This window comes from Mesorhizobium koreense (assembly GCF_031656215.1).
GTDB classification, from domain to species: Bacteria; Pseudomonadota; Alphaproteobacteria; order Rhizobiales; family Rhizobiaceae; genus Mesorhizobium_L; species Mesorhizobium_L koreense.
Window position 1 is genome coordinate 2,987,783 of the sequence record NZ_CP134228.1, and the last position, 11,611, is coordinate 2,999,393.

At 63.7% G+C, this 11,611-nt stretch carries 9 protein-coding genes; 8 read left to right on the top strand and 1 reads right to left on the bottom strand.

The features are described 5' to 3' along the window. Positions 1-353: 353 nt before the first annotated feature. Positions 354-4,148, bottom strand: coding sequence for a vitamin B12-dependent ribonucleotide reductase (locus RBH77_RS14225; RefSeq protein ID WP_311028253.1), 3,795 nt, complete (start codon positions 4,146-4,148; stop codon positions 354-356). 785 nt (positions 4,149-4,933) lie between these two features. Between RBH77_RS14225 and RBH77_RS14230 the strand changes: the two genes are divergently transcribed. The 8 genes from RBH77_RS14230 (at position 4,934) to RBH77_RS14265 (ending at position 11,603) form a co-directional block, all read left to right on the top strand. Then, complete coding sequence (locus RBH77_RS14230; protein ID WP_311028254.1) at positions 4,934-5,428, top strand: flavin reductase; 495 nt, start codon at positions 4,934-4,936, stop codon at positions 5,426-5,428. 24 nt (positions 5,429-5,452) lie between these two features. After that, positions 5,453-6,385: an AAA family ATPase gene (locus RBH77_RS14235; RefSeq protein ID WP_311028255.1), complete on the top strand. Its 933-nt coding sequence runs from the start codon at positions 5,453-5,455 to the stop codon at positions 6,383-6,385. A 210-nt stretch (positions 6,386-6,595) separates the two neighbouring features. Then, positions 6,596-7,816 carry a vWA domain-containing protein gene (locus RBH77_RS14240; protein WP_311028256.1) on the top strand — a complete coding sequence of 407 codons (1,221 nt, stop codon included), beginning with the start codon at positions 6,596-6,598 and terminating at the stop codon, positions 7,814-7,816. A 15-nt stretch (positions 7,817-7,831) separates the two neighbouring features. Continuing rightward, positions 7,832-8,170 (top strand): XdhC family protein, encoded by a 339-nt coding sequence (locus RBH77_RS14245; protein WP_311028257.1) that lies wholly within the window; start codon positions 7,832-7,834, stop codon positions 8,168-8,170. A gap of 19 nt (positions 8,171-8,189) precedes the next feature. Continuing rightward, positions 8,190-8,399, top strand: coding sequence for a hypothetical protein (locus RBH77_RS14250; RefSeq protein ID WP_311028258.1), 210 nt, complete (start codon positions 8,190-8,192; stop codon positions 8,397-8,399). Continuing rightward, entirely contained in the window at positions 8,399-9,109 is a 711-nt protein-coding gene (locus RBH77_RS14255; RefSeq protein ID WP_311028259.1) for an XdhC family protein, read from the top strand. Before RBH77_RS14250 ends, RBH77_RS14255 begins: the two co-directional genes overlap by 1 nt. Beyond that, positions 9,106-10,716: an NTP transferase domain-containing protein gene (locus tag RBH77_RS14260; protein WP_311028260.1), complete on the top strand. Its 1,611-nt coding sequence runs from the start codon at positions 9,106-9,108 to the stop codon at positions 10,714-10,716. The genes RBH77_RS14255 and RBH77_RS14260 overlap by 4 nt, the downstream gene beginning before the upstream one ends. Then, a complete protein-coding gene (locus tag RBH77_RS14265; protein ID WP_371832780.1) occupies positions 10,713-11,603 on the top strand; it encodes an alpha/beta hydrolase family protein in 891 nt (296 codons plus the stop codon). Before RBH77_RS14260 ends, RBH77_RS14265 begins: the two co-directional genes overlap by 4 nt. The last annotated feature ends 8 nt before the right edge of the window (positions 11,604-11,611 follow it).

Here is an 11,611-nt window from a genome sequence, read left to right on the forward strand (position 1 = left end):
GAGAAAAGCCTTATTGGCACCACCTGACACTGCACCCTCCCCCTGTGACGTAGCGGAAGATTCCTAGCGAGGCGGCAGGTCCGTTGCAAGGGAAAGTCTTGGCGCGCGAAAAGGCGACCGGCGGCCTGACGACGCAGCCAGACTGGTGGGAACTAAAAGGTAAGACGCGAAAATATTAGCTTCCGTTTCCGGCATCCAAAGCCGATCCGGCAGGGTCGGCTTTGGTGTTTCGAGGGGAGGAAATTTCCCTTTAAACGAATTTATGATGCTTTCCCGATTTGTTCCTTTTGCCCTTTCGGCCCGATCTTACGACCGGGCCGAAGCTGTTACGTTTCCGCCGCTAGCAGGTTTCCTCAACTACACCCGCTCGTCGCCCCGCAAGTGTCGCACTTCTCGCAGGTGCCGTTGCGCACCATCGTAAAATTCTGGCATTCCGAGCACATGTTGCCGGTGTAGCCCTGCATGATCGCCTTCTGGCGGCGGGTAGCGGCGACGGCCTTGGCTTCGGCAGCTTCCTTCGCGGCGTCCTGGGTGAAGAGTTCGGTTGACGCTTCCGCCTGCTCGGTCTCTTCCGCCTCGCGGGCCTTTTCCTCGTAGTCGCGCTTGAAGGCGGTAGCCTCCTCGGCGAGCGCGGAGATGGTGGGCTTCAGCGCCGTCACCGTCGCGGTGCTGGCGGCCAGCGAACGCACGTTGGAGCCGGAAACGGCCGTGGGGGCGACGCGGGTGGGGATGGTCCCGGAGGGCCCCGAACCCCCTGCAAAGCCCTTCGGCTCGCCGCTCGACACGACCTTGAAGGTCTGGCCACGCGTCAGGCCCTTCGATACCGGCAACCTGCCTTCCGACATGCCGCGCCCGAGCGAGGTGTTGGAGATTTCCGACGGGTCGACATGGGCTAGGTCGTTGCGGCCGAGATAGGAGATCGCAAGCTCACGGAAAACATAGTCGATGATCGAGGTCGCGGTCTTGATGGCCTCGTTGCCGATGACCATGCCGGCCGGCTCGAATTTCACGAAGGTGAAGGCCTCGACATATTCCTCCAGTGGCACGCCGTATTGCAAGCCGAGCGAGATGGCGATGGCGAAATTGTTCATCATCGCGCGGAAGGCGGCGCCTTCCTTGTGCATGTCGATGAATATCTCGCCGAGCCGCCCGTCGTCGAACTCGCCGGTGCGCAGATAGACCTTGTGCCCGCCGACATTTGCTTTCTGCGTATAGCCCTTGCGGCGGTTGGGCAGCCGCTCGCGGTCGCGCACCACGCGCTCCACGATGCGCTCGACGATCTTTTCCGTCACCTGCGCGGCGCGGGCGGCACTCGGCGCCGCGACCAGTTCCTCGACCAGATCGTCCGCCTCCTCGTCATCGTCGGAGAGGAGCGAGGCGTTGAGCGGCTGCGACAGCTTGGAGCCGTCGCGGTAGAGCGCGTTGGCCTTCAGCGCCAGCTTCCAGGAGAGCATGTAGGCCGACTTGCAGTCCTCGACGGTCGCCTCGTTCGGCATGTTGATGGTCTTGGAGATGGCGCCCGAGATGAAGGGCTGGGCGGCCGCCATCATGCGGATGTGGCTCTCGACGGAGAGGAAGCGCTTGCCGATCTTGCCGCAGGGCGAGGCGCAGTCGAAGACGGGCAGGTGCTCTTCCTTCAGGTGCGGCGCGCCTTCCAGCGTCATCGCCCCGCAGATGTGGATGTTAGCCGCCTCGATCTCCTTCCTGGAGAAGCCGAGCGCCGGGAGAATTTCGAAGGAGAGGTCGTTCAGCTGCTCGTCGGTGAAGCCGAGCACCTCCTTGCAGAAATCCTCGCCGAGCGTCCATTTGTTGAAGACGAACTTGATGTCGAAAGCCTGCTTCAGGGCGGCATTCAGCGCGGCGACCTTCTCGTCGGTGAAGCCTTTTGCGCGCAGCGAGCCAGGGTTGACGGCAGGCGCCTGGTTGAGGTTGCCGTGGCCGACCGCGTAGGCCTCGATTTCGGCGATCTCCGCCTCACCATAGCCGAGCGAGCGCAGCGCCTCCGGCACGGCGCGGTTGATGATCTTGAAATAGCCGCCGCCGGCGAGCTTCTTGAACTTCACCAGCGCGAAGTCGGGCTCGATGCCGGTCGTGTCGCAGTCCATGACGAGGCCGATCGTGCCGGTCGGCGCGACGACGGTCGCCTGGGCGTTGCGGAAGCCGTGCTCCTCGCCGAGTTCGATGGCGCGGTCCCACGCGGCGCGGGCATGCTCCACCAACTCCTTCTGCCAGATATGATCCGCATTGAGCGGCACCGGATTGACCGAAAGCTTCTCGTAACCGTCGTGCTCGCCATAGGCGGCGCGGCGGTGGTTGCGCATGACGCGCAGCATGTTCTCGGCGTTGCGGTCGTAGTCCGGGAAGGCGCCGAGCTCGGCTGCCATTTCGGCCGAGGTCGCATAGGCCGTGCCGGTCATGATCGCGGTCAGCGAAGCGCAGATGGCGCGGGCCGCATCCGAATCGTAGGGGATGCCGGAGGTCATGAGCAGGCCGCCGATATTGGCGTAGCCGAGGCCGAGCGTGCGGTATTCATAGGAAAGACGCGCGATCTCCTTAGACGGGAACTGCGCCATCATCACCGACACTTCGAGCACCATCGTCCACAGCCTGACCGAATGCTCATAGGCCGCGATGTCGATCGTGCCGTCGGCGTTGCGGTAGGTGAGCAGGTTGATCGAGGCAAGGTTGCAGGCCGTGTCGTCGAGGAACATGTATTCCGAGCACGGGTTCGACGCGCGGATCGGGCCGGCCGCCGGCGAGGTGTGCCAGTCGTTCATCGTCGTGTTGAAATGCAGCCCCGGATCGGCCGAGGCCCAGGCGGCGTAGCCGATCTTTTCCCACAGCTCCCGCGCCTTTAGCGTCTTGGCCACCTTGCCGTCGATGCGGTTGACGAGGTTCCAGTCGCTGTCGTTCTCGACCGCGCGCAGGAAATCCTCCTTCAGCGAGACGGAGTTGTTGGAGTTCTGGCCTGAAACGGTGAGGTAGGCCTCCGAATCCCAGTCCGTGTCATAGGTCTTGAACGTGATCTGGGTATAGCCCTGCCTGGCGAACTGGATAACGCGCTTGATGGTGTTCTCCGGCACCGCGTCGCGCTTTGCGGCGCGGATGGCGCGCTTGAGCGCGGTGTTGATCGACGGGTCGAAGCAATCGTCGTCCTGCCCTTCGCAGTTGACGCAGGCCTTCATGATCTCGCCGAGATGCTTCCTGACGATCTTGGAGCCGGTGACGAGGGCCGCGACCTTCTGCTCCTCGTTCACCTTCCAGTCGATATACTGCTCGATGTCGGGATGATCGATGTCGACAACGACCATCTTGGCCGCTCTTCTGGTCGTTCCTCCAGACTTGATGGCGCCGGCGGCGCGGTCGCCGATCTTGAGGAAGCTCATCAGGCCCGACGATTTGCCGCCGCCCGAAAGCCGTTCGCCTTCGCCGCGCAGGTGCGAGAAGTTGGAGCCGGTGCCGGAGCCGTATTTGAACAGCCGCGCCTCGCGCACCCAAAGGTCCATGATGCCGCCTTCGTTGACGAGATCGTCGCCGACGGACTGGATGAAGCAGGCATGCGGCTGCGGGTGCTCGTAGGCCGACTTCGACTTCACCAGCTTGCCGGTGAAGGGGTCGACATAGAAATGGCCCTGGCTCGGCCCGTCTATGCCGTAGGCCCAATGAAGGCCGGTGTTGAACCATTGCGGGGAATTCGGCGCGACGCGCTGGGTGGCGAGCATGTAGGCAAGCTCGTCGCGGAAGGCGCGCGCGTCTTCCTCGGAGGCGAAATAGCCGCCCTTCCAGCCCCAATAGGTCCAGGTACCGGCCAGCCGGTCGAAAACCTGGCGGGCATCGGTCTCCGATCCGTAGCGCTCATTTTCCGGCAGCTTGGCAAGCTCGGCCTCGTCGGCCACGGACCGCCACAGGAAGGAGGGGACGGAGGTCTCTTCCACCTTCTTCAACCGCGCGGGGACACCTGCCTTGCGGAAATATTTCTGGGCCAGAACGTCTGTCGCGACCTGGGAGAACTGCGCCGGCACGTCGATATCGGCCAGCCGGAAGACGATCGAGCCGTCCGGGTTTCTGATCTCGCTCACCGCCTTGCGGAATTCGATCTCCCCGTAGGACGATTGTGAAGCCTTGGTGAAACGCCGCTCGATGCGCATTTTCGTGGTCCCTTTTCCTCGTCAATATATAGCGCTTTTTGAAGGCGATTTCCGCCCAATTCGACAAGCGCAAGTCCGCACCCACCAACCATCCGAAGATGGCCGGCTCTCCATGTTTCGCAGTCGCCCGCCGCCTTGCACCTGAAAGCCCCGATCGGGCTTTCCCGCCTTGCTGCGAACCCACCGCGGGTTCTTTTGGAACTCTGTCCCGTCCCGATTCCCCGAACGGGAACTAAACCGTATCTAGTGCCAAGCGTGGATGCAAACACTAAATATAGTGTTAACGCTAAATTTTACCAGCCCGGCTAACGACCCCCGAACTATCCGCAAACCGCACCTTTCCCGCCAATCCCCACGATGGCGGAATACCCGGAAACGCATCGAAATCTGGAAAAAAGACCGGCCTCGGAACTCTCCGGCCGCGCCGCGAACAGCAGCGCATAACCCATAAGAAGCGACTCGCTCGAAGCCGTCAAGGACTCGTTTTGCGACATTGGCATGACGCAACATCTTGTGGGCGAGGGGTGTGGATATCGGGGACTGGAAGGGCGCTTGTGATGCCCCGGCCGATCCCTATATTTGCGGGGAACGTCCGATCGCCACGGTCGCCGAGCAATTCCGATCCAGTCGGATCGCTTGCAGACGGGATGCCGTTGAACTTCGCGATTCGGTCAACAGACTGGCAAGCTTATGATCCTAGTATGGTTTTTGGGTCTGGAATTCGTTGACCGGCGGTGATGGGGTCGCAGCGAATTTCACATCGCCGTACTAGCGGGGGAAGCATCTTGCTGAAGAAGAACGAAATCCAGCCGCGGCTTTACCGCGACGCCATGGCGAATTTCGCCGGCCACGTGCATATCGTGACGACCGACGGGCCGGCCGGCCGCCGCGGCACGACGGTTATCGCGGCCTGCTCGGTCTCGGACGATCCGCCGACCGTGCTTGTCTGCCTGATGCGGACTAATCCGGCCAATGATGTTTTCGCCGAGAACGGCGTTTTCGCGCTGAACACGCTCGGCCACCATCACGAGGGGCTGGCGAATGCCTTTTCCGGCCTGGGCAGGCTTACGCAGGACGACCGATTCGCCCGGGCCGAGTGGGACACGATCTCGACCGGCGCGCCGACGCTTGTCGATGCCCTCTCGGTCTTCGACTGCCGGATCATCGAGGCGAAGGACGTGGCGACGCACCGTGTGCTTTTTGGCAAGGTGACAGGGCTGCGTGTCGGGAATAAGGTCCGGCCGCTCATCTATCACGATCGCGGCTATCACGGTCTCTGACCGTATTTCCGCTTGGAGTTTTCGATGCCTGACCTGAAACCGCGCGCCGCTCCTCAATCCATCGAGGAGACGCTATCGCTTCTCGAAGGCGCCGACTACGTTGCCGACCGCGCGCTGGCGACGGTGCTTTTCCTTGCGCTGAAGATGAGGCGGCCGCTGTTCCTCGAGGGCGAGGCCGGCGTCGGTAAGACCGAGATCGCCAAGGTCCTGGCCTCCGCGCTCGGCCGGCGGCTCATCCGCCTGCAATGCTATGAGGGGCTCGACGTCTCCTCGGCGGTCTATGAGTGGAACTACGCCGCTCAGATGATCGAAATCCGCATGGAAGAAGCTTCGGGCTCGGTCGACCGCTCGGCGATGGAGAGGAACGTCTTTTCGGAGCGCTACCTGATCCGGCGTCCGGTACTCGATGCGCTGACGGGTGAAGTGGGCGCGGCGCCCGTCTTTCTCATCGACGAACTCGATCGCACCGACGAGGCTTTCGAGGCTTTCCTGCTTGAAATCCTCTCCGACTATCAGGTGACGGTACCGGAACTCGGCACGATCAAGGCGAAAGAGCCGCCGATCGTCATCATCACCACCAACCGCACGCGCGAAATCCACGATGCGCTGAAGCGGCGCTGCCTCTATCACTGGCTCGATTATCCGGAAGCCGAGCGGGAACTCGAGATCGTCCGGCGCAAGGTGCCGGACGCCAACCGCCGGCTTTCGGCCGAATTGGTACGTTTCATCCAGAAGCTGCGCGAGATCGAGCTGTTCAAGGTGCCGGGGGTGGCCGAAACCATCGACTGGGCAAGCGCGCTTACCGAACTCGACAAGGTGGCGCTCGACCCCGAGACAGTTTCCGACACGATCGGCGTGCTTTTGAAATACCAGGACGACATCGCGAAGATCGAACAGGGCGAAGGCCGCCGCATCCTGAAGGAAGTGAAGGCGGAACTTTCGACCGCGGCGGAGTAGAGGTTAGCCGCTGATGTTGGCGCTCTGTCACACCCCCCTCTGTCCTGCCGGACATCTCCCCCTCAAGGGGGGAGATCACGCTCGCGTCGATGCCGGTCTAAATCGCCGACTTCGCAGAATTCGTGCGGCGGAAACGGCAAAGATGATCTCCCCCCTTGAGGGGGAGATGTCCGGCAGGACAGAGGGGGGTGCGAAAGGGCACGGGCCCCGATGAATATCTCCACCGCCAACCCCGACGGCCGGCTTGCCGACAACATCATCTATTTCGCCCGCACGCTGAGGAAGGCGGGCATGCGGGTCGGTCCCGCCGCCGTGGTCGATGCGATCGACGCGGTGCTGGCGGCCGGCATCGGCAATCGTGACGATTTCTATTGGACGCTGCATTCCGTACTGGTCACGCGGCATGAAGACCATGCCGTCTTCGACGAGGCTTTCCGGCTGTTCTGGAAATCGCGCGAACTGATCGAGAAAATGCTGGCCATGTTCTCGCCGGTCGCGCCCGATCGTCGGGAAAAGGAAAAGCCACGCGCCGCCGAGCAGCGGGTCAGCGAGGCGCTGTTCGAAGGACACAAGGGCAAGGGGCCTGACGAAATCCCAGAGATCGAGGTCGATGCGCGCTTTACCGTCTCCGGCAACGAAGTCCTGCGCCAGAAGGATTTCGCCCAGATGAGCGCGGCCGAGCTTGCCGAGGCGCGGCAGGCGATCGCCAGGCTGACCCTGCCGCACGATTTCGTCCGGACCCGCCGCTTCAAGGCCGACCCGCGCGGCCGCCGCGTCGATCAGCGCGCGATGATGCGCTCGGCGCTGAGGACCGGCGGCGATCTGATCCTGCCCAAATTCCGCTCGCCGCGCGAAATCCACCCCCCGCTGGTCGTGCTGGCCGACATTTCCGGCTCGATGAGCCAGTACACGCGCATCTTCCTGCATTTCCTGCATGCGCTGACGGAAAAGCGGCGGCGCGTGCACACATTCGTCTTCGGCACGCGGCTGACCAACATTTCCCGGCAGATGCGCCATCGCGATCCCGACGAAGCGCTCGCCGACTGCTCCAAGGCGGTGAAGGACTGGTCCGGCGGCACCCGCATCGGCGATACGCTTGCCGAATTCAACCGGCTCTGGTCCCGCCGTGTCCTCGGGCAGGGGGCGACGGTGCTGCTCATCACCGACGGGCTGGAGCGCGACGACGTCGCCGGTCTCTCGGCCGAGATGGAGCGGCTGCACAAATCCTGTCGCCGGCTTGTCTGGCTCAATCCGCTGTTGCGCTTCGAAGGGTTCGAGGCCAAGGCGCGCGGCGTGCGTGCGATGCTGCCGCATGTTGACGAATTCCGCGCCGTGCATACCTTGAATGCTCTATCCGACCTTTGCGCCTCGCTTTCGGCCGACAATGGACACATCGCCGATCCACGGGCATGGCTGGCGAAGGCCGCCTGATGAAGGAGATCCGTCATGGAAAACGCGACCATGCTTGAGGGTGGGCAGGACCCGCTGTTCATTGCCGAAAACTGGATGAAGGACGGGCGTGACGTGGCGATCGCCACGGTCGTCGAGACCTGGGGATCTGCCCCGCGCCCGGTCGGCAGCCACCTCGTTATCGACCGCGAAGGCAATTTCCAGGGCTCGGTATCGGGCGGCTGCGTCGAGGGCGAGGTGGTGACCGAGGCGCTCGACGTGCTCGAAACCGGCAAGCCGCGCATGCTGGAATTCGGCGTGGCCGACGAGACGGCGTGGCGCGCGGGCCTCTCCTGCGGTGGCCGCATCAAGGTCTATGTCGAGCGGCTGGGCTAAGCTGGGCGGGAGACCTTCGTTGATCGATTTCACCCCCCTCTGTCCTGCCGGACATCTCCCCCTCAAGGGGGGAGATCGGTTTTCATCGCTGCCTCCGTCTGTTTCTGAAATTGCAGAAAAAGGGGGCAGTCAGCGCGGCCAGCTGATCTCCCCCCTTGAGGGGGAGATGTCCGGCAGGACAGAGGAGGGTAACACAGGGCGCTATACCGGCAAGATGGAGGCGTTCTGATGGACCCGAACCTTCTCAAGAAGCTGAACGCTGAACGCCAGGCGCGGCGCGCGGCGATCCTCGTTACCGATCTCGGCGACGGCCGCGACCGGCTGGTGCGGGAAGGCGACGCGGTATCGGGCGAACTCGGCGCAGCGCTTCAAAAGGTGTTCCGGTCGGGCAAATCCGGCACGATCGAGGCGGAAGGCCGGAATTTCTTCCTCAACGCGCATTTGCCGCCGCCGAGGCTGGTGGCGATCGGTGCGGTCCATATCAGTCAGGCACTGGCCCCGATGGCGAGGATCGCGGGCTTCGATATCGAGATCATCGATCCGCGCACGGCCTTCGCCACCGAAGCGCGCTTTCCCGACGTGCCGCTTTTCGCCGAATGGCCGGAGGATGTGCTGAAGAGGCGGCCTTTCGACGCCTATACCGGCGTAGCGGCGCTGACGCACGACCCGAAGATCGACGATTTCGCGCTTAAATCGGCGCTGAAAACGGGCTGTTTCTATATCGGCGCGCTCGGCAGCCGCAAGACGCATGCGAAGCGGGTCGAGCGGCTGACGGCCATGGGCGTGACGGCCGAAGAGATCGGCCGCATCCATTCGCCGATAGGCATCAATATCAGTGCGGCGAGCCCGGCGGAGATCGCGGTGGCGGTGCTCGCCGAGATCATCGCCGCGTTCCGCTCGCGCGGCATGGCGGCGGAGACGACGGAGAAAGCAGCGTGAGGTTCGGACCGATCCCGATAGAGGACGCCGAAGGCGCGATCCTTGCGCATGCGACCACCGCCGGCGAGAGGCGATTGCGCAAGGCGCATCGGCTGACAGCCGAGGATGTGAAGGTGCTGGCGGCAGCCGGCGTGCGCGAGGTAGTTGCCGCTTCGCTTGCTTCCGACGATGTGGACGAGAACGAAGCTGCCGCGCGCATTGCAGGCGTGCTCAAACATTCCGGTATCGAGGTGAAGCCCGCCGCGACCGGCCGCGTCAATTTGCATGCCAAAACCACCGGCGTGTTCACGGTGGACAAGGAACTGGTCGATTCCATCAACCATGTCGATCCGGCCGTGACCATCGCCACCGTTGCCGCCTTTGCGCCGGTTGTCGCCGGCCAGATGGTGGCGACGGTGAAGATCATCCCTTTCGCGGTGCCGGAGGCGGTGGTGGACTGGATTGCCTCGCTCACAGCCGATCACACTATTTTCGAGGTGCATCCCTACCGGGCGTGGTCGGTCGGTGTCGTGCAGACCGTCCTGCCGAGCGTCAAACAGAGCGTGCTCGACAAGACGCGGCGCGTCACCGAGGCGCGTCTGGCGCGCTCGGGCAGTCGCGTATCCGAAGAGCGGCGGACGCCGCACGAACCGGGCGCGGTGGCGCAGGCGATCTCGGAACTGTCGCGCGACAACGACATGGTGCTGGTATTTGGTGCCTCGGCCGTGTGCGATCCCGAGGACGTGATCCCCGCCGCCATCCGCGAATCGGGCGGGACGGTGTTTCGCGCCGGCATGCCGGTCGACCCGGGCAATCTTCTCATCCTGGGTGAACGCGGCGGCCGGCCGGTGCTCGGCGCACCGGGTTGCGCGCGCAGCCCAAAGGAGAACGGGTTCGACTGGGTGCTGGACCGCCTGATCGCCGGCGTGCCGGTGACGGAGGACGACATTGCCGGCATGGGCGTCGGCGGCCTCCTGATGGAGATCCCGACACGGCCGCAACCGCGTGAACCGGCGGAACCGGCAAGACGTGCAAAGGTCTATACGATCGTGCTGGCAGCCGGCCGTTCCAGCCGCATGGGCGGCCCGAACAAGCTGCTCGCGAGCTTCGGCGGCAAGAAGCTGGTCCGGCTCGTGGCGGAGCGCGTGCGGGCAAGCCGCGCGGATGGCGTCGTGGTGGTCACCGGGCACCAGGCTGACCGCGTGCGCGATGCGCTCGCCGGGATCAATGTTCGTTTCGCCGACAACCCGGATTATGCTTCAGGTCTCGCCGGTTCGCTCAAGGCGGGTATCCGCGCGCTGCCGGCGGACGCCGATGGCGCGATGGTCGTGCTGGGCGACATGCCGGGGGTTGATACGGCGGATTTCGATGCGCTGATCACGGCCTTCGCCCGCGCCTCCGGCCATGCGATCGTACGCGCGACGCATGCCGGCAAGCGCGGCAACCCGGTGATCCTGCCGCATTCTGTCTTTCCCGCGGTCGAATCACTCGAAGGCGATGTCGGCGCGCGTCATCTGGTCGAGGCCGGAGGGGTTGAAGTCGTCGATGTCGAGATCGGGGAGGGCGCCAGCATCGATGTCGATACGCCCGACGCCCTTGCGCTCGCGGGCGGGGTTGTGGCGGGGTGAGCGGCGGAAGGCGACTGGCGAAGGCGGCCAGCCTGACCGCCGCCCTCCTATTCATCCCCTCGGTAGCCTGGGCGCTGCAGCTCGCGCCCTACAAGGATGCGCTGTTCGCCTATCCGACAGAGCTTTCAAGCCGTGACGATGGCGACTATCGCGTCTTCGACTATCGCGAATACCGCGACATCAACCAGCGCGACAGCATTCCCGAGCGGCGCGTGGACGACCAGTATGTGTCGCTTCGTGTGCGGCGCGTGCAGCAGGACATGGCGCTCGATACGCCGCTCGGCACGCTGCGCGCTGTCGCGGTCGGCGCGCAGAAGGGCGCGAGCGTCATCACCGTCTATTTGCACGGGCAGGGCGGCAGCCGCAGCCAGGGCGTCGACGATTTCACCTTCGGCGGCAATTTCAACCGTATCAAGAACTTGATGGTCGACAATGGCGGGCTCTATCTGTCGCCGGATTTCTCCGATTTCGGTGACAAGGGCGCGAGCGAGGTAGCGGCGATCATCGAACACTATCTCGAAGGCTCTCCAAACGCCGCCTTGTTCGTCGCCTGCGGCTCGATGGGCGGGCACATCTGCTGGAAGCTGGCAGAAGACAAGAAAATCGCGTCGAAGCTTTCCGGGCTTCTTCTCCTCGGTTCCATGTGGGACGAGGATTTCTTCAAGAGTCCGGCCCTCAAGCGGAAGGTGCCGGTATTTTTCGCGCAAGGCAGCCACGATAAGGTCTTCCCGGTCGAACGCCAGGAGGCTTTCTTCGAGGAGATAAGGAAGCGCGCACCGGGCTATCCGACGCGCTTCGCCCGCTTCGAGACGGGCACGCACGGCACGCCGATCCGCATGACCGACTGGCGGCAGGTCCTCAACTGGATGCTTTCGTTGAGGAAATAGCGTCAATG